We start from the raw sequence: 17,427 nt of genomic DNA, 5'->3' as shown, positions 1-17,427 counted from the left end.
TGGATTTCGTGTGGCGGCAGCGAGGTTTGAGGAGTCTTAACACCCTGCCGCTAATTTGAACGACGTCATTCCCTTGTTCTGCGTCATCAGTCTGGCCTCATGATCATTTCCTGTCCCCATTGCCAGACCAAGTATCAGGTCACCTACGAGGCTATCGGCTCGGCTGGCCGCAAGGTGCAGTGCGCCCATTGCCAGCAGGCCTGGGACCAGGGCCCGATCCCCAAGGACGAGCCGCCGCCAGAGGTCAAAAAGGCCGAGCAGGCGATCAGTGAAGACGGTCTCGATGATGCCATGGGCGTCGAAGAAAAGGCTGCAGCGGCGCTGACGGCTGCCGCGGTTGCCGCCAAGGCTGAAAAAGAACGCGTGGCCAAGGCTGAAAAGGAAAAGGCGGCCAAGGCCGCCAAAACCAAAAAAGCCACCGATAATGAAGATTCCGCTCGCGGTCAGGCCGCGGCAGGCAAGCTTGATCCCGCCATTGTACGCAAGCGCCGCAAGGCGTTTTCGGATGGTGAGGATCGTGGTGCGGAAGAGCAGCCGCTGACCCGCTTGCGCCTGGCGCTGCGGATCGTTGGCGCTACTGCCCTGATCGGGGTTCTGGGCTTTGCCTATTTTGGCCGCGTCGAGGTGGTACAGCGCTTCCCCGCCATGGCCGGGGTTTATGACGCCGTCGGGCTGGGCATCAATGTGGTGGGGCTGGATTTTTCTGACGTCTCGACGCTGCAGACCCTGCGCAATGGCAAGGAAGTGCTGATTGTTTCCGCTCAGATCGTGGGTCGCTCGCCGACCCCGGTCAAAGTGCCCGCCGTGGTGGTGACCCTGCTGGGGCCGGATGGCGAAGGCGTTTATCAGTGGAGCGTTCAGCCTTCCGTGCGCGACCTGATGGCGGGCGAACGCTCGACATTTGATACCCAGCTCACCCTGCCGCCGGGCAATGCCTCGCGGGTCCGCCTCAGCTTCGCCGGCGGCTCAGGCGCCAAGGGCCTGTCCAGCGGCAAAGCGCCGACCCCGGCCGCTGCCAATCATGGCCCGGTTACAACTGATCCTGCTGCCGCCGATCATGGCGCGCCAGCCAATCCCGCTGCTGAAGCGTCTGCCGAAACCGATCACGGCGCCGCCGCCGCTCCTGCAAACGCCAGTTCGGAGCATCATTGATGGCCCGCATTCTTGTTGCTGAAGACGATCCCTCCGTTCGCGCCTTTGTGGTGAGCGCCCTGACCATGAAAGGCCATGAAGTCGTGGCTGAAGAGGATGGGGGGCTGGCTGCCGAGACTGCCGATGCGGAAAATGGCCGTTTCGATTTGCTGTTGAGCGATATCAAGATGCCCATCATGGATGGCATCGCCCTGGCGCTAGACGTCGCGGCCAAATATCCCGACATCATCATCGTGCTGATGACCGGTTTTGCCGATCAGCGCGAGCGGGCTCATGGGCTCGATGCGCTGATCTACGATGTGATCGTCAAGCCATTCACCCTGGCTGATCTGCTGGCCAAGATCGACGATGCCCTGGCCGGCAAACCGGTCGAGGTGCTGTCGCTGGGTCGGCAGGCGCGCGAGAGCTAGACCCAGTCGGGTACGCTATCCATGCCGATCAGTTCGTCCAGCGACTTGCGCGGGCGGATGACGTGGAACTTGTCGCCGTCCACCAGCACTTCGGGGATGAGCGGGCGCGAATTATAGGTCGAGGCCATCACGGCGCCATAGGCGCCAGCGCTCATGATGGAGAGCAGATCGCCTTCCTGAACCCCGGCAATGGTGCGCCCCTTGGCGAGGTAGTCGCCGGTTTCGCAGACCGGGCCCACAATATCGGCAGTGATCGGGGGCAGGTTCGAATAGGTCACCGGCACCACATCATGGTGGGCTTCATAGAGCGTGGGGCGCAGCAGATCGTTCATGGCCGCATCAACGATGATGAAGCTGGTGCTGCCTTCTTTGACGTATTCGACCTTGGTGACCATGATGCCGGCATTGCCCACCAGCAGGCGGCCCGGTTCGATCACCAGGGTGCAGCCGAGCTGGCCGATCTTGTCGCGGACCACCGAGGCATAGGCCTCGGGGTGCGGCGGGGCTTCCTGATCATGATGATAGGGAATGCCCAGACCGCCGCCGATATCGATGTGACGGATATTGTGACCATCAGCGCGCAGCTCGGTGACCAGTTCGGCCATCAGGCCAAAGGCATTGCCGAAGGGTTCCAGATCAGTGATCTGGCTGCCGATATGCATATCTACACCGACGGCCTCGACGCTGGGTAGCGCGGCGATGCGGGCATAGACCTCGCGGGCCCGGGCAAAGGGAATGCCGAACTTGTTCTCGGCCTTGCCGGTCGAGATCTTGGCGTGGGTGCGGGCATCGACATCTGGATTGATGCGCACCGAAACCCGGGCGGTCATGCCCATTTCCGAAGCGACCATGGAGAGGCGCTCAAGCTCGGGTTCGCTTTCGAGGTTGAAGCACTTGATGCCGGCGGTCAGGCCGCGGCGCATTTCGGTGATGGTCTTGGCGACACCGGAAAACACGATCATTTCGGGCTTGATGCCGGCCGCAAGGGCGCGTTCGAGCTCGCCCAGCGATACCACATCAGCGCCAGCGCCCTCCGAGGCCATCAGCTTGAGCACGGCCTGATTGGAATTGGCCTTCATGGCGTAGGCCAAAAGGGTGGGAATGCCCTCAAAGGCAGCTTTGACCACCCGGACATGGCGGCGCAGCGTGGCGCTGGAATAGACGTAAAAGGGCGTTCCGACCTTGTCGGCAAGTTCGCTCAGATTGACGTCTTCAGCATAAAGCGTGCCGTCACGGTGTTCGAAATGGTGGACCAAGGTGCTGCCCTCAAATGTGTCTGGTGCCCGCCATGGCCGGCGCGGCGCGCCAGGGATCATCGGGGGTGTTCAGGAAATTAGCGCCCGAGGTCTAAGGCAGACGGGCACAAAACGAAAGCAAGACTTATCGATCCGGCTCATAAGCGGCTTCGATCTGCTGGGCGACGAGCGCCTGCAACTGCCACAGATGGGGATCATGAATGCCCACATCCTCGAGATGCTTGACGGTTGAGTAGAGATACTCGGCCATCGATCCGCGATTGCCGACCGCCTTGGCGAGCACTTCGGCGATCTGTTCGGGGGACAGGCCGGTGACATAGCGACCGGAGTGGCGATCCATGCAGAAGGTCAGGGCGCGGATGGTTCGCTCGCCGGTGCGGGCATTGACCCAGCGGGGTGGAAAGGCCGAGGGCAGCCAGCCCATTTCGCGTTCCAGCAATTTGGTCATGCACTGAGCCAGCCGATCGGGTGGCAGGCGATAGAGCACGCCATTGCAGGCGCCGCCGCGATCGAGTGCCAGCATCAGACCAGGGTTCTGTTCGGAGCCGCGGAAGCGCGTGTTCCAGCCCAGACAGAAGGCGCGGTGCCAGCCATGGACCAGCGCGGTGCGCATTTCAACAAAATCGCAGGCCGGCTTCCAGATCAGCGAGCCATAGGCAAAGACCCAGACCTCGTCATTGGCGAAGGGCTCGGGTCCCAGCAACTGGGTCAGGGTCGCCGCATGGTCTTGGGGCGTTGCGCTGTGCATGCCCTGGGGCGGCGGCGGCATCTCGTCGGAAATGACGTCAGGCTGCAGATAGGCGACGTGACGCTCGGTGAGCTGCATCTGTCGCGTTCTGCCAGCCATAAGTTCGGATCCAAATCAGTCGGTTGCAGCTCAAAATATGCCGGGGCGCAGACTATGCAACCCCGCCATCACCATGGCCGCCATGCTTCTTGCGGGCGGGGGCCCGGGGTTCGTGCGGCTTGCCGGTCAGTTCGGTTTTCCAGCGCGCCGCCTGGATCAGCACATTGGCGGGCGCGGTGCCGCCATAGCTCTGGCGGGCCGCCACCGAAGCCTCGACAGTGAGCACCTTGTGGATGCGGCTATCGATGCGCTGGTCGATGGATTTGAAATCCTCAATGGTCAGCCCTTCCAGGCCGCAATCTTTCTTCTCGGCCAGTGCCACGACCTGTCCGGTAATGTGGTGGGCGTCGCGGAAGGGAATGTCGAGTTCGCGCACCAGCCAGTCGGCAATATCGGTGGCGGTCGAGAAGCCGGCAGTGGCTGAGGCGCGCATCTTGTCGCGATTGGCGATCATGTCGCCGACCATGCCGGTCATGGCAGCCAGCGACAGCGACAGGGAATCAAGGGCGTCGAAAGCGACTTCCTTGTCTTCCTGCATGTCCTTGGAATAGGCGAGCGGCAGTCCCTTCATCACGATCAGCAGCGAGTTCAGCGCGCCGACAATGCGCCCGATCTTGGCGCGCACCAGTTCGGCGGCGTCAGGATTGCGCTTCTGCGGCATGATCGAGGAGCCAGTGGTGAACTTGTCGGACAGTTTGACGAAGCCGAACTGGGCTGAGCTCCAGATCACCATTTCCTCGGCAAAGCGGCTCAGATGCATGGCGCAGATTGCGGCAGCGGCCAGCGTCTCCAGGATGAAATCTCGATCCGAAACGGCGTCCAGCGAATTGGCGGTGGGGCGATCAAAGCCGAGCTTTTGCGCGGTCATGTCGCGGTCGATCGGGTAGGGCGTGCCTGCCAGTGCCGCCGAGCCAAGCGGACTTTCATTGAGCCGCTTGCGCGCGTCGATCAGCCGGCCGGCGTCGCGGCCAAGCATTTCGACATAGGCCAGCAAATGGTGGCCAAAGGTCACGGGCTGGGCGTTCTGGAGATGGGTAAAGCCGGGCATGATGGTTTCGGCTTCGTCTTCAGCCTTGGTGGCCAGCGCCAGTTGCAGCGTCGAAATCTGGATGACCAGGGTATCGATGGTGTCACGCACATAGAGCTTGAAGTCGGTGGCGACCTGATCATTGCGTGAACGGGCCGTGTGCAGGCGACCGGCGGCATCGCCGATCTTTTCGCGCAGCCGGCTCTCGACATTCATATGAATGTCTTCGAGTGCCCGCGAGAACGTGAAGCTGCCGCCCTCGATTTCGGCGAGCACCTCGTTTAGACCGGCAATAATGCTGTCGCGGTCCTCCTGCGTCAGAATGCCCGTCTCGGCGAGCATTGTGGCATGGGCGATCGATCCGGCAATATCCTGGCGGAACAGGCGCTGATCGAAACCGATCGAAGCGTTGATTTCCTCCATGATGGCGTCGGGGCCAGTGGCGAACCGGCCGCCCCACATCTTGTTGCTCATCGAATACCTCGGAGACCTGTTATGACCGATACCCATGCGCCTCGCCCCGGAGCATCCAGCCGGGTTCGGCTGCTGGTCACGCTGGGGGTGGCGGGATTGGCGGTAGCTATAGCGACGTGGGTCTGGCTCGGCAATGCCGGGGTGGCCAAGGAATGCCCGGTGCAGCCAGAGGCGGCTGCGGCCATTGACGCGGCTGCTGTTGGTGAACTGGCAGCGCTGAATGGTACCGGCGAGGGGCGTGGCTATGCGAGCCTGAGCTTCAAGGATGCTGCGGGCGTCGATATGAGCATTGCCGACTTCAAGGGTAAGGCGCTGCTGGTCAATTTCTGGGCGAGCTGGTGCGTGCCTTGCCGCGAGGAGATGCCCGCGCTTGATGCGCTGGCGACCAAGTATAATTCGGACAGTTTCATGGTGCTGCCGATCAATCTCGATATTGGCGAGAACGGGCTGGCCAAGGCCGAAAAATTCCTGGCCGATAACGGGTTCGCCAACCTGCCGCTCTATGCCGATAACACATTTGCGGCCTTTGATCGTCTCAAGCAGCAAGCGGTCGCGGTTGGCCTGCCCGCGACGCTGGTTCTGGATGAGCAAGGGTGTGAACTGGCTGTGCTGCAGGGCCCTGCAGAATGGCATACGCCGGACGGCGAAGCAGTCGTTGAAGCGCTGCTGGCGCTGGCCAACTAGGCCAGGGCGATCAGGCCTGCTTGTCGATCTTGAGGCCCTGACCGGGTGGCGGCGGGGCCAGTGTGGCCTGTGTCAGGGTATTGAGCAGCTCGGACTGCATGTCGTGCTGCTTCTTGAACACGGCGATCTGGACGCTGTTCTGCGTCTGCGCGGTGTTCATGGCCAGCATTTGGGTCGAGAGATCGGCGTTCATACAAACCGCCTTTCATGGTTGTCCGGATACCCAGACTAGCGTTCAGGCGTAAACAAAGTTTTCGGCTGTGCTGGAAATTGCAGTGGTTTTGCTGCCCCCGCGCTTAACGCGTCCTTCACCATCCCGTCAGGATTGATCGCTGTGGGGGGAACCTTCACCCATTGCTTACATCTGCCGTTCCACAGTGCGCCAACGATTTGAAGTGGCGGGGGAGCCATGTTCGCACAAGCCATGTTCATCGCTCTGACGCAGAGCATCAGCCTGCTGGCGCTGATGGCGATTGCCTTTGGTGTGGTCGAGCGACAGGCATGGCCCCGCACCGTGAGATCGGTCGTTCAGGGCGCTATCTTTGGCATCGGCGCCGTGGCTGCGATCATGGCCCCGGCCCATATCGGCTCGGGCGTGATGGTTGATGCACGCGGCATCATTATCGGCTTTGCCGCTGCCTTTGGTGGCTGGCCGGCAGCCGTCTTGGCCATTGTGATTGGTGCGGGCTATCGGCTCTGGCTGGGTGGCATGGGCGCTGTTCCGGGCGCTGTCGGCATCGTCATGGCTGGCGTGCTGGGGCTGAGCTGGCGCTATTTCCTGCGCCCCAAGGCCAGCGTGCAGCCGCGCCATCTGGTGGTGCTGGGGCTGGTGGTGTCCTGCTATCTGCTGACCGGCATCGCCATGGGCTATGCAAGCATTTGGGGTCTGGTGAGCGTGATCGGCCCCTATATGGTGTCGACCTCGGTGGCCGGCGCGGTGCTGCTGGGCCTGTTCGTTGAACGCGAATTGCGCCAGATCAAGCGTGAGGAACAATGGAAACTGCGCGCGCTGACCGATCCGCTGACGGCGCTGCCCAACCGGCGCGGTTTTGAGCGCGGCATGAGCGGGCTGCGCACGTCCGACAAGGAAGCGGCGCTGATCGCCATCGATCTGGATCACTTCAAGCGGGTCAATGACACTTATGGCCATGCGGCGGGCGATTACGTGCTGCAGAAGGTGGCCCTGGTGCTGCGCGGCAGCCTGCGCAATCGCGACCTGCTGTCACGACTGGGCGGCGAGGAACTGGCCGTGCTGTTGCCCGAAACCGATCTGGAACTGGCGCAACTGATCAGTGAGCGGCTGCGCCGTGCCATTGAGAATGTCGAAATCCTCTGGGAAGGCACCTCCATTTCCATCACCGCCAGCTTTGGCGTAGCGGTGGCGCAAGGAACATTGCCGATGGACGAGATGTTCCAGCAGGCCGATGAGGCGCTCTATGCTGCCAAGCGGGGCGGTCGCAATCGGGTGGTGTTTGCTACCGGTGATGCGCTGGTTCTACCCGAAGCGGCAATGGTCGGGTCGGCGCCGCAAAAGCCCGCCAAGCCGTTTGTGGAACGTCGCCGCTCCAATGATGAGCCGCACGCGGCCTAGCGCCGCGCGCCTGGGCTTCAACCCTTTTTCACATCGCCATTATTGCCGGGCACCCAAAGCACGTCCTTGGTGCCATTGGCAATGGCCACGCGCGAGAGCACAAACAGCAGATCAGACAGCCGGTTGAGGTAGCGTACTGCCTCGGGATTGGTGTCGGGCTCGGCTGCGGCCAGCTCAACGGTAATGCGCTCGGCGCGGCGGGTTACGGTGCGCGCCACATGCAGCGCTGCCGACAGGGGCGAGCCGCCCGGCAGCACGAAGCTGGTCAGGGGCGTCAGGGTTTCATTGTAGATATCGATCTGCTTTTCGAGCGCCTCGGTCTGGACCGGACGAATGCGCAGCGAGGGATACTGGGCGTCCGCTTCATCGGCGCCCGGTGTTGCCAAATCGGAGCCGACATCGAACAGATCGTTCTGGACGCGGCTGAGCAGCTTGTCGATCTTGGGCTGGTTGGTCGAGTGCAGGCGGGCCATGCCGATACAGGCATTGGCCTCATCAATGGTGCCATAGGCTTCCACCCGCAGATCGTATTTGGGGCGGCGCGGGCCACGGACCAGACCGGTGGTGCCGTCATCGCCGGTCTTGGTGTAGATGCGGTTGAGCTTGACCATATCCGATTAGCCCTGTCCGCCGCCGCCAAAGAAGAACAGCGCGCCCATCAGCAGCACCAGGGCCACAGCCTGCCCCATAACCCGCAGGCGCATCAGCCGCTGGCTGGTATTGCCCGGTCCGCCCTTGAGCATGTTCCAAAGCCCCATGCCGAGCACGACGACCACAAAGATCAAGGCGAGGGCGATGGCGAGATTGAGCACGGTTTCCATGATAATCCTACTGATCAGTTTCTAGCTGTTCATATACGCAACGAGACCGTCAGCCAGAGCATCATAGATGGCACGAATTCGGTGCGAGGTGTACAGTTCCTTGTGTGTGGTAAGCCAGACGGGCAATGGCGGAATGGCCAAATCAACCGGCAGGGCGACCATTCCGGGCGTGTTGCGCACCAGATGGGCCTGGCCGAACCCTATACCGAGCCCGGACTTGATCAACTCCCACTGGTGCGGCTGATCGTCCGAACGCAGCGGAAAGTTGTCGAGCGATATCGTGTAACCGAGCCTTCTGGAATGGGCGATGATGGCGTCGGAGCTGTCAAAGCCAACGATGTCGTGCTGCCAGAAATCCTCGATTGCGGTGGGACGACCACGCCGCGCCAGATAGCGTTCATGGGCGGTTGCGATAATCGGGATATCACCCAGATGCCGGGTCACCAGTTCAAGCTGGGTGGGGCGGAACATGCGTATGGCAATGTCGGCCTCGCGCATCAGCAGGTTCTCCGAGGAATCGGAGGGAACCGTCTCGATGGCGATATGGGGATAGTGTGCGCGAATGCCGACCAGTATTTCGGGCAGCACATAATTTGAGATCATGGCGCTGGCGGTAATGCGGACTGTCCCGCGCGCCTGGGTCTGGGCGCCATCGGCTATCATGGAGGCTTCCGCCAGCGCGGTCTGGGCGCGGGTAATGGGTGCAAGAAGCTGCAATGCAGTCGCGTTGGGCTTGAGGCCGGACAGGCCGCGTTCAAACAAGGGCAGGTCGAGCTGGCCTTCGAGCGTTTCGATGTGCCGGCCAATCGTGGGCTGGCTCAGCTGCAGGGCGCGTGCGGCGCCCGAGAGCGAGCCGTGCTCGATCACTGCCGCAAAGCTGCGCCACAAGGACCAGTCTGGCTCTCTATTCATTTTTGAATATCAAATCTAGAAAAACGCCCAATCGCCATAAATAATTGTAAGGGGCATTGTCTGTTTCAGCAACCATGCAGGAGCAGAAAATGAGCAAGGGTAAAGTCACCGTTCTGGGCAGTAACGGTCATATTGGTCACGCGGCCATGCTGGCCTTTCGGGATGCGGGCTGGGATGTGACCGGGTTGGGCCGATCCAATCGCCGGCCAGTTGGCGGGACGCATTTCATTGCTGGCAATGCCGATCATCTCGGCGTTGTGCGCGATGCCATTGCGGATGCCGACGTCGTCGTGCACGCGCTGCACCTTCCCTATGATCAGTGGGGCAATGGCCGCGCCGAAGCGCAGTTGCAGGCGGTGATCAATGCGTTGGGTGATAGCGGCAAGACGCTGCTGTTTCCCGGCACGATCTATAATTACCGGGCCAATGACCGCACCGTTTCCCCCGCAACGCGGCAAAGCGCGGAAGCGCCGCGCGGCGAAATCCGAATCGCCCTGGAGGCCATGTTGCGCGCCGCCGCTGCAGAGCGCCGGTTTCAGGCGATCATTCTACGTGCCGGAGATTTTTACGGCCCGGGCAATCGGGGCGAGTGGTTCGAACAGGCCATGCTGATGAATCTGGGCAAGGGCAAGATCCATCATATGGGCGATCTGGCGCTGCGCCATAGCTGGGCCTATCTGCCCGATCTGGCACGCGCCTTCGTCGTGCTGGCAGAGCGCCGGGCAATGCTGGACGGTTTTGAAAACTTCCACTTTGCCGGGAACTGGATCTCACACGGCCAGATGATGGACGCGATTGCCCAGGCGCTGGACCGCCCGGTTACGGTGTCGCCAATGCCCTGGTGGGTGCTGCGAGCAATCGGGCTGGTCAATCCGGTGATGCGCGATATCTATCGCATGCGCTATCTCTGGCTCAACGAAATGGAACTGGTCGATCCCCGGCTCGATGCTATTGTCGGTCCCGATTTCGCAACCCCGTTCGGGGCGGCCGTTGCCGCCACAGTGGGGGAATTGATCGAGAGCCGGAAGGCTGCGTGAGGTGACGACCATGGAAAACCAGATCACCCCGTCTTTCGTCCTGTGGCAGCGTGCCGAGGGCGCGCTGGTGCTGATCGCGGCGCTGGTTGTGTTCTGGCATATCGATAGCGGCCTGGTCTGGTGGAGCGCAGTGCTGCTGTTCTTTGCGCCCGATCTGAGCTTTGCCGCCTATGGGCTGGGGCGCGGTGTCGGCGCAGCGATCTACAATCTGGTGCATGTCTATGCCTTTGGCCTGTTGCTGCTGGCCGCGGGGCAGGTGCTGGCAATGCCACTGCTGGCAGGGCTTGGGGCGCTCTGGCTTGCCCATTCAGGCTTTGACCGGGCGCTGGGCTATGGGCTGAAGTCAGCAGAGAGCTTCTCGAGCACCCATCTGGGGCGTATCGGCAGGCATCGCTGAGCGTGTTGCAGCGCTATAGCCCCAGGGCGCGGCGGACATCAGCGGGTGTCCAGCCCTGCTCACGCAGGCTCGCCAGCGATGGCGAGCCTTTTGATTTGGCCAGCTTCTTGCCGGCATCATCCAGGATCAACCGGTGGAAATTGTAGATTGGTGTGGGCAGGCCCAGCAGCATTTGCAGCAGTACATGCAGATCGGTCGCCGCTTCCATGTCGCGGCCCCGGGTGACGTGGGTAATGGCCTGGGCCGCATCGTCGACAACAACGCTGAGGTGATAGCTGGTCGGTGTGCCCTTGCGCTGCAGCACCACATCTCCCCAACGCTCGGGCTTGGCATAGCGGATTTGCGGACGATCGGTGATCAGCGGGCCAACCACCGAAAAGGTCAGCATGCCGGCACGCGCCATGGCGGCTTGACTGTCGAGCCGGAACTGGACCGGATCGCCGCGCTCAAGCCGTTCGATCTGCTCGCCCCGATCAAGGTGTCTGCAGGTGCCGGGATAAAGCGGCGCACCGTCGGGGTCGGTCTCGGTTGCGGCCTCGGCAATCTGGCTGCGTGAACAAAAACAGGGGTAGAGCAGGTCCGCATCGCGCAGAAGGTTGCCGGCGTCTGCATAGACATCCAGGCGCTCGGACTGCAGCATGACCGGCGTCGGCCAATCCAGACCCAGCCAGGCAAGGTCGGTATAGATGGCGTCGACAAATTCGGGTTTACACCGCTCGAGGTCGATGTCTTCGATCCGCAGCAAAGTGGTGCCACCCAGCGCTTCGGCGGCGCGCCAGGTCACCAGCGCCGAAAAGGCGTGACCCAGGTGCAGTCGTCCATTGGGGCTGGGGGCGAAGCGAAGAACGGGATTTTTGGATGGATGTTTCGACACAGACGCCTTCTAGCATGACGGCAATTGTCCCGTCACCGCGTCTGGATAGCGCGGCGGCGATTGCCGAGCATATCAAGCTGCTGGTTGCCATGGACCCTCGTCTGACACCGGTGTGGGAAAAGGCGGGCACCGTACAACCGCGCATCACGGCGCCGGGCTTTGCCGGCATCGCCAAGGTGATTTGCGGGCAGCAGGTGTCGGTGGCCAGCGCGCGTGCGATCTGGGCTCGGTTCGAACAATTGCCGGGCGCGCTGGAGCCACAAAGCTATCTAAGCCTGAGCGAGGAAATCGTGCGGGCCAGCGGCTTCTCGCGCAGCAAGTTTGCCACCGTGCGGGTGATTGCCGAGGCGATGGTGGCTGGCGCGCTGGATTTCGCGCATCTCGAAACCCTGCCGGCGGCCGAGGCGGTGGCCTATCTGACGGCGCACAAGGGCATCGGGCCTTGGACCGCCGAGGTTTATCTGCTGTTTTGCGCGGGGCACCCTGATGTGTTTCCAGCCGGCGATCTGGCGCTGCTCAAGGCGGTCGGCCATGGGCTCGGACTTGACGCTCGTCCGACGATCAAGGACATGATCAGCATCGCCCAGGACTGGACGCCCCACCGCTCGGCGGCGGCACTATTGTTCTGGCGCTATTTCGCTGTGCTGCGCGACCAAGAAGGAATTGCCCTGTGACCAAGCTCTCCGGCCCCATGCTGCCCCCCAAATCCGGCGGTGTGCCGACGCAGGCCGTGATCCTGCTGCACGGCTATGGCTCCAACGGCGCCGATCTGATCGGGCTGGCACCCTATTGGCAGGATATTCTGCCTGACGCCATTTTCATCGCGCCCAATGCCCCCGAGCGTATCGAGGGGCTGGCCGAGGGGTTTCAGTGGTTCGGCATCGACTTTGACGGCGATCAACTGGCCAGCCGGCAGACCGGCTGTGCCAAGGCGCGTCCGGTCCTGCTCGAATTTCTGACCGATCTGTGGGCCCAGACCGATATTGCGCCCCAACAGACACTGCTGGTCGGGTTCTCGCAGGGCACGATGATGGCGCTGCATGTGGGGCTGTCGCTGCCGCAACAATTGATGGGCATCGTCGCGTTCTCGGGCAGCTTCCTGCCGCCCGCCGAATTTGGTGCGTCTGAACTGGCCAGACCCCCGGTGTGCCTGGTGCATGGCGATGCCGATACGGTGGTTGCGCCCGAGCGCAGTGCCGAGGCCCAAACAGCGCTCAAGGCTGCTGGTGTGGCAGTGGACTATTACGTCAGCCCGAACACCGCGCATGGCATTTCCCCGGATGGGCTAGAGTTTGCCAGCAAGTTCATCGCCAGGATCGCCGGAAAATAACGACACGCTCCCCGCTTCACAGCCCTGACACAAAGGGCTTAGTATAAAGGGGATATGGACTTACTCGATTCCCTTTTCGGGAGACTCAAGTGACCATCCACGTGTCGCCTGAGGCCTGTCCCGCGCTGGTACTGAACGCCGACTTCCGGCCGCTCAGTTACTACCCCCTTTCGCTCTGGTCCTGGCAGGATGCGATCAAGGCGGTGTGCCTGGATCGGGTCAATATTGTCAGCCATTATGACACCGTGATCCACTCGCCCAGCTTTGAGATGCGCTTGCCCAGCGTGGTGTCGCTGCGCGACTACATCAAGCCGGCACGCAATCCGGCCTTTACCCGGTTCAACGTGTTCCTGCGCGATCGCTTCACCTGCCAGTACTGCGGTTCGCGCGAGGATCTGACCTTCGATCACGTGATTCCGCGCTCAAAAGGCGGGCAGACCACCTGGGAAAACGTGGTGGCCGCCTGCGCGCCGTGCAATCTGCGCAAGGCCAATCGTATGCCCAGCGAGATCAGGATGTTCCCGCATCAGGCGCCCTACCACCCCAGTGTGCACGACCTGCACAATAATGGCCGCTCATTCCCCCCCAACCATCTGCACCAGAGCTGGCTGGACTATCTCTATTGGGATATCGAGCTGGAGCCCTAGACCTTGCGGGTGTGGCGCATCTGGGCGACGATCGACACGATCAGCAGGGCCACCATGGCCAGCGAAATCAGCGCGTTGAAACCGGCCAGGGATATGCCCAGAAAGCGGAACTGCACGACGTCGCAGCCAATGACCGGGGTCATGTTGCTCAGCGCGTCGAAATCCATGGCATCGCCCACACCCGTGCAGGCGGTCGGGCCGGGCCAGAAGCCCCATTCGACGCCAGCGTGATAGCTGCCCATATAGACGCCCCAGGCAAAGATCGCGGTGACGATAGCCATGGCGACATACCACACTTTGAGCGGCAGGCGGTTCCATAGCACCAGCACGCCGAGCAGGATCGGCAGGCCAATATAGTAAGCCATGCGCTGCTCGAGGCAGAGTTCACATGGATAAAGCCCGCCAATGATCTGGCTGCCCCAGGCGCCCAGAATAGTCGCCAGACCCAGCACAAAGGCGAGCGCTGCCGATTTCTTGTCGAGCGGGTGGAGGATCGATGCAGCCATGGAACGGGTCTTTCAGGTGACGCTTGAGACCCGCGCTGATTAGCCTGCGATTGCGGCAAAGGCCAGACGGGAACGCGGTTTTGATCAATCGCCGGGCAGGCTGATGCCCAGTGCCTGCCGCAGGGCGATGGCATTGGCGGGCGCGTGCAGCTTGTCCTCATGCACGAAATAGGCAAACACGTCGCCGCCCGCTGCGGTCCAGTCGCCAATGGTGCTTGCCCAGTCGGCAATGTCGGCCGGCTGATAACCGGTCGCAGCATTGTGGGCCGGGCCCTGCAGGCGGCAATAGGCGAAATCGGCGGTTAGCGCGCGGGCCGGGCTTTGCGCGGTGTCGGTAATCACTCGTGCCACATTGTGGCGGGCCAGCAGATCATTGACGGCGGGGTCGTCAAAGCTGGCGTGGCGCAGCTCGATGGCGTGGCGCAGTTGCCCCACATTGGTCGCGTCAAGATAGGGCGCATGCTTGATCCGCTCATCAGCCTTTTTGGCAAGCGCGATATAGTCAGGGATGGTGTGGGGCAGCATGGACAGGAAATTGTCCAGCACCTGGGCATCAAAGCTCAGATTGGGGGGCAATTGCCAGATGAAGGGCCCCAGCTTGTCCCCCATGGCCAGCGGGCCGGACGCCAGGAAATTGGCTAGCTCGATCTCGCAGTTCTTGAGCCGCCTGATGTGGGTGACCAGTTGCGGGCCCTTGAGCGAAAACACGAACCCCTCGCGGGTCTGCTCGGCCCATTTGGCAAAGCTGGCCGGTTTCTGGTTGCCGCGGAAGGTGGCGTTGATCTCGATGCTGCCCAGGCGCGAACTGGCATAGGCCAGCTCGTTTTTCTGCACCAGGCCATCGGGATAGAAGGTGCCGCGCCAGGGTGCGAACACCCAGCCTGCCGTTCCGGTGCGTGCGATGCCTGTCCTGCTCATGGGTCACCCTCTTGAATTGGCTCAGGCGCCATAGTGGCTAGTCCTGCGCCTTTCTCAAGGCATATTGGCCCAGCAAGATGCTGGCCAGCACGATGATCATGCCCAGTGCCTGGGGCAGGCTGAGCATTTCGTTGAGGATCCACCAGCCCAAAACTGTGGCGCTGAACGGGCTGAGAAACCCCAGTAATGACACCGCGCTTGGGTGCAGCCGCGCAATGCCGCGGATCCAGATCAGATAGGTCAGGGCGGCGCCGATCAGCCCCAGATAGGCCAGTCCCATCAGATTGGTCGGGGTGATGGTACCCCAGTCGGTGCTGGCCAGCGGCAGGAAAGGCAACAGCAGCAGGCCGCCGGCGGTTAATTGCCAGGCGGTGAAGGTCAGGGTGGATACCGGTGGCTTCCATTTGCGGCTGAGCACGGTGCCCAAGGCCATGGACGCCGAACCGAGCAGGCCGGCGGCGACGCCGACCATGTCAAGCCGGGCGGCTGGCGTCAGGATGAGCAGGGCGACGCCGCCAATGCCGATGGTGACGGCGATGACCGATAGCGCCCGGATGGGGGTGCCGAGCAAAACGCGGGCAGCAAAGATCACGATGAAGGGCTGCAGCGCGCCCATAATGGCCGCAACGCCACCGGGCAGGCGATAGGCCGCCACAAACAGCAGGCTCCAGAACAGGGCAAAGTTGAGTGCGCCCAGCACCAGCATGCGCCCGATCCAGCGACCTTGGGGCAGGTCCCGCACTAGGAGCAAGAGCAGCAGGCCCGCGGGCAGGGCGCGCAGTACCGCAATGGTCAGCGGGTCCAGATTGGGCAGCATCTGGGTGGTGACAATATAGGTGCTGCCCCAGATCAGGGGCGCGGCTGCGGTCAGGGCGATATCGGCGAAGCGGGTCATGGTACTTCCATTTATCTTGACCTCAAGATACATGGATTAATCTTGACATCAAGATAAATTCGGGATGGCATGTAGGCATGGATGATGTCGACAAAATCAGGGCGCAATGGGCCCGCCAATGCCCAGATCTGGATACCGCGCCCATGGGGCTGATCGGCCGTCTGGCTCGGGTATCGCAGCATATGTCACAGGCCATGGCGGCCAATTTTGCCGCTCACGGTTTGAGTAGTGCGGGTTTTGATGTGCTGGCGACGCTGCTGCGGTCCGGACCGCCCCACGCGCTGTCGCCGGGGCAGTTACTCGCCACCATGATGGTGACATCAGGCACGATGACCAATCGTATTGATCAGCTGGAAAAGAACGGTCTGGTCGCCCGCCAGCGCAGCCTCGCCGACAAGCGCAGCTATGCTATTGGCCTGACCGAGCGCGGGCGCGCAGCCGTCGAGGGCGTGTTGGCGGACCATGTCAAACTGCAGGCTGATCTGGTGGCGATATTGCCCGAGGACGAGCGGGCGCAACTGGACGGTTTGTTGCGCAGCTATCTGGCGCGCATTTGAGGGCAGGGGCCGCCAGAAAAAAGGGCTGGCCGAAGCCAGCCCATAGTTGGGTGTTGTGTTGACCCGATTTGGTCGGGCACTGACTAGAACTTGTAGTTCACACCTGCACGGACGACACCGAAGCGCTGGGTGATGTCCTGATTGCCGATGGGCAGGCCGTTATAGGTCTGGGTGCCCAGATCGACGTAAAGATACTCGGCCTTGACGGTGATCTTGTCGGTGGCTTGAGCTTCCAGGCCGACGCCCAGCGTCCAGCCCACATGGGTGGCGGATTGCGAGGTCACCACATTGGCCGGATCGGTCAGACTGGCGCTGCCCCGACCAGCTGCAATACCGCCGGTGACATAGGGCAGCACGGTGCCAAAGCTCATGCCGGCACGGCCGCGCACGGTGCCATAGAAATCCACACCAGATTTGAACTTGCCGGTGGCGCCCAGATCTTCTTCATAGCCGATCGAGGCGAACTGCAGGTCGCCTTCGGCGCCCAGCACGAAGCCGCCCATATCCATATTGTAGCCAGCCTGACCGCCCAGCTGCCAGCCGCCGGTATTGCGTTCGGTGGTAGCGCCACCAGCCACGTTCTGACGCGCGCCGGTGCCCCAGCCATAGCCAGCGTTCAGGCCAGCGTAAAAGCCGTCCCAGCCCGAGGCAGGGGAGGGGGAATACAGGGGGCTGGTGCCGCTGTTCCAGCTCAGATCAGCGGCGTGCGCTGCGGGGGCGAACAGCATCAGGGCAGCAATGGAAAGAGCCTGGCGCTTCATGGAAGACCTCGTCGGAAATCGCGTGATGAAATTTCCGCTAAAATGCGACGCGATCCATTAACGTTCAGGTAAGGAACACGGTTAACGCCACAGCGCCAAAGCATGGCTGCGATCACATTTATGCGCGCCGCGCAGAGCTGACGCAAAACCGGCGACGTGACCCATCAACGGCCGGGCATCTCAGAAACAGGGGGAGAATGGTGCCCTCCGCCGGACTCGAACCGGCACGCCTCGCAGCGGAGGATTTTGAATCCTCTGCGTCTACCATTCCGCCAGGAGGGCACGGAAAACTCTCTAACCCAGGTCGGGTTGCGCTGCAACTGGCTGTGTG

22 protein-coding genes and 1 tRNA gene are annotated in these 17,427 nt (G+C 62.0%); 10 read left to right on the top strand and 13 right to left on the bottom strand.

The features are described 5' to 3' along the window. The first annotated feature begins 99 nt into the window (after positions 1-99). Together KD146_RS15445 and KD146_RS15440 are read left to right on the top strand one after the other, a co-directional pair. On the top strand, positions 100-1,152 hold the full coding sequence (locus KD146_RS15445; RefSeq protein ID WP_212659736.1) for an MJ0042-type zinc finger domain-containing protein: 1,053 nt from the start codon (positions 100-102) through the stop codon (positions 1,150-1,152). Beyond that, positions 1,152-1,562: a response regulator gene (locus KD146_RS15440; protein WP_212659735.1), complete on the top strand. Its 411-nt coding sequence runs from the start codon at positions 1,152-1,154 to the stop codon at positions 1,560-1,562. The genes KD146_RS15445 and KD146_RS15440 overlap by 1 nt, the downstream gene beginning before the upstream one ends. Here KD146_RS15440 and lysA read toward each other — a convergent pair. From lysA to argH, 3 genes are all read right to left on the bottom strand, one after another. Then, positions 1,559-2,818 carry a diaminopimelate decarboxylase gene (gene lysA / locus KD146_RS15435; RefSeq protein ID WP_249327920.1) on the bottom strand — a complete coding sequence of 420 codons (1,260 nt, stop codon included), beginning with the start codon at positions 2,816-2,818 and terminating at the stop codon, positions 1,559-1,561. The two genes, KD146_RS15440 and lysA, sit on opposite strands and share 4 nt — an antisense overlap. A gap of 124 nt (positions 2,819-2,942) precedes the next feature. Then, entirely contained in the window at positions 2,943-3,665 is a 723-nt protein-coding gene (locus KD146_RS15430; protein ID WP_212659733.1) for a gamma-glutamylcyclotransferase, read from the bottom strand. Between the two features lie 52 nt (positions 3,666-3,717). After that, entirely contained in the window at positions 3,718-5,166 is a 1,449-nt protein-coding gene (gene argH, locus KD146_RS15425; protein ID WP_212659732.1) for an argininosuccinate lyase, read from the bottom strand. Between the two features lie 21 nt (positions 5,167-5,187). On the opposite strand from argH, the gene KD146_RS15420 reads away from it, so the two are divergent. Continuing rightward, a complete protein-coding gene (locus KD146_RS15420) occupies positions 5,188-5,850 on the top strand; it encodes a TlpA family protein disulfide reductase (protein ID WP_212659731.1) in 663 nt (220 codons plus the stop codon). Between the two features lie 10 nt (positions 5,851-5,860). Here the strand turns inward: KD146_RS15420 and KD146_RS15415 are convergent, their stop codons facing one another. Beyond that, positions 5,861-6,043, bottom strand: coding sequence for a putative motility protein (locus KD146_RS15415; RefSeq protein ID WP_212659730.1), 183 nt, complete (start codon positions 6,041-6,043; stop codon positions 5,861-5,863). Between the two features lie 216 nt (positions 6,044-6,259). On the opposite strand from KD146_RS15415, the gene KD146_RS15410 reads away from it, so the two are divergent. Next, on the top strand, positions 6,260-7,441 hold the full coding sequence (locus KD146_RS15410) for a GGDEF domain-containing protein (RefSeq protein WP_212659729.1): 1,182 nt from the start codon (positions 6,260-6,262) through the stop codon (positions 7,439-7,441). Between the two features lie 17 nt (positions 7,442-7,458). On the opposite strand, the gene KD146_RS15405 is transcribed toward KD146_RS15410, so the two are convergent. From KD146_RS15405 to KD146_RS15395, 3 genes are read right to left on the bottom strand one after another with little or no spacing between them, the layout of a single operon-like run. Then, a complete protein-coding gene (locus KD146_RS15405; RefSeq protein WP_212659728.1) occupies positions 7,459-8,052 on the bottom strand; it encodes a cob(I)yrinic acid a,c-diamide adenosyltransferase in 594 nt (197 codons plus the stop codon). Positions 8,053-8,058: 6 nt separating this feature from the next. Then, positions 8,059-8,262: a twin transmembrane helix small protein gene (locus tag KD146_RS15400; protein WP_212659727.1), complete on the bottom strand. Its 204-nt coding sequence runs from the start codon at positions 8,260-8,262 to the stop codon at positions 8,059-8,061. 21 nt (positions 8,263-8,283) lie between these two features. Further along, complete coding sequence (locus KD146_RS15395) at positions 8,284-9,174, bottom strand: LysR family transcriptional regulator (protein WP_212659726.1); 891 nt, start codon at positions 9,172-9,174, stop codon at positions 8,284-8,286. Positions 9,175-9,263: 89 nt separating this feature from the next. Between KD146_RS15395 and KD146_RS15390 the strand changes: the two genes are divergently transcribed. Both KD146_RS15390 and KD146_RS15385 read left to right on the top strand, forming a co-directional pair. After that, on the top strand, positions 9,264-10,211 hold the full coding sequence (locus KD146_RS15390) for an NAD-dependent epimerase/dehydratase family protein (protein ID WP_212659725.1): 948 nt from the start codon (positions 9,264-9,266) through the stop codon (positions 10,209-10,211). Positions 10,212-10,221: 10 nt separating this feature from the next. Continuing rightward, positions 10,222-10,608 carry a DUF4260 domain-containing protein gene (locus KD146_RS15385; protein ID WP_212659724.1) on the top strand — a complete coding sequence of 129 codons (387 nt, stop codon included), beginning with the start codon at positions 10,222-10,224 and terminating at the stop codon, positions 10,606-10,608. A gap of 13 nt (positions 10,609-10,621) precedes the next feature. On the opposite strand, the gene gluQRS is transcribed toward KD146_RS15385, so the two are convergent. Beyond that, on the bottom strand, positions 10,622-11,482 hold the full coding sequence (gluQRS, locus tag KD146_RS15380; RefSeq protein WP_212659723.1) for a tRNA glutamyl-Q(34) synthetase GluQRS: 861 nt from the start codon (positions 11,480-11,482) through the stop codon (positions 10,622-10,624). Between the two features lie 14 nt (positions 11,483-11,496). On the opposite strand from gluQRS, the gene KD146_RS15375 reads away from it, so the two are divergent. From KD146_RS15375 to KD146_RS15365, 3 genes are all read left to right on the top strand, one after another. Further along, positions 11,497-12,156, top strand: coding sequence for a DNA-3-methyladenine glycosylase family protein (locus tag KD146_RS15375; RefSeq protein WP_212659722.1), 660 nt, complete (start codon positions 11,497-11,499; stop codon positions 12,154-12,156). Then, positions 12,153-12,812: an alpha/beta hydrolase gene (locus tag KD146_RS15370; RefSeq protein ID WP_212659721.1), complete on the top strand. Its 660-nt coding sequence runs from the start codon at positions 12,153-12,155 to the stop codon at positions 12,810-12,812. The genes KD146_RS15375 and KD146_RS15370 overlap by 4 nt, the downstream gene beginning before the upstream one ends. Positions 12,813-12,901: 89 nt before the next feature. Next, positions 12,902-13,459, top strand: coding sequence for an HNH endonuclease (locus KD146_RS15365; RefSeq protein ID WP_212659720.1), 558 nt, complete (start codon positions 12,902-12,904; stop codon positions 13,457-13,459). Here KD146_RS15365 and KD146_RS15360 read toward each other — a convergent pair. The 3 genes from KD146_RS15360 to KD146_RS15350 form a co-directional block, all read right to left on the bottom strand. Further along, entirely contained in the window at positions 13,456-13,965 is a 510-nt protein-coding gene (locus KD146_RS15360; RefSeq protein WP_212659719.1) for a disulfide bond formation protein B, read from the bottom strand. The genes KD146_RS15365 and KD146_RS15360 overlap by 4 nt on opposite strands. A gap of 84 nt (positions 13,966-14,049) precedes the next feature. After that, complete coding sequence (locus KD146_RS15355) at positions 14,050-14,883, bottom strand: DUF72 domain-containing protein (RefSeq protein WP_212659718.1); 834 nt, start codon at positions 14,881-14,883, stop codon at positions 14,050-14,052. A gap of 37 nt (positions 14,884-14,920) precedes the next feature. Beyond that, complete coding sequence (locus tag KD146_RS15350) at positions 14,921-15,778, bottom strand: EamA family transporter (protein WP_212659717.1); 858 nt, start codon at positions 15,776-15,778, stop codon at positions 14,921-14,923. 77 nt (positions 15,779-15,855) lie between these two features. Here KD146_RS15350 and KD146_RS15345 point away from each other — a divergent pair, with 77 nt between their 5' ends. After that, positions 15,856-16,335, top strand: a complete 480-nt coding sequence (locus KD146_RS15345) for a MarR family winged helix-turn-helix transcriptional regulator (protein WP_212659716.1) — start codon at positions 15,856-15,858, stop codon at positions 16,333-16,335. An 83-nt stretch (positions 16,336-16,418) separates the two neighbouring features. Here KD146_RS15345 and KD146_RS15340 read toward each other — a convergent pair whose 3' ends face one another. Then, a complete protein-coding gene (locus tag KD146_RS15340) occupies positions 16,419-17,096 on the bottom strand; it encodes an outer membrane protein (RefSeq protein ID WP_212659715.1) in 678 nt (225 codons plus the stop codon). A 198-nt stretch (positions 17,097-17,294) separates the two neighbouring features. Continuing rightward, positions 17,295-17,378 (bottom strand) — tRNA-Leu (locus KD146_RS15335). Positions 17,379-17,427 lie beyond the last annotated feature (49 nt).

Origin of the sequence: Devosia litorisediminis (genome assembly GCF_018334155.1) — a bacterium.
In the GTDB taxonomy this organism is placed as follows: domain Bacteria; phylum Pseudomonadota; class Alphaproteobacteria; order Rhizobiales; family Devosiaceae; genus Devosia; species Devosia litorisediminis.
Note: the sequence above shows the minus strand (reverse complement) of the source record. Positions and strands in the feature narration are given on the sequence as shown.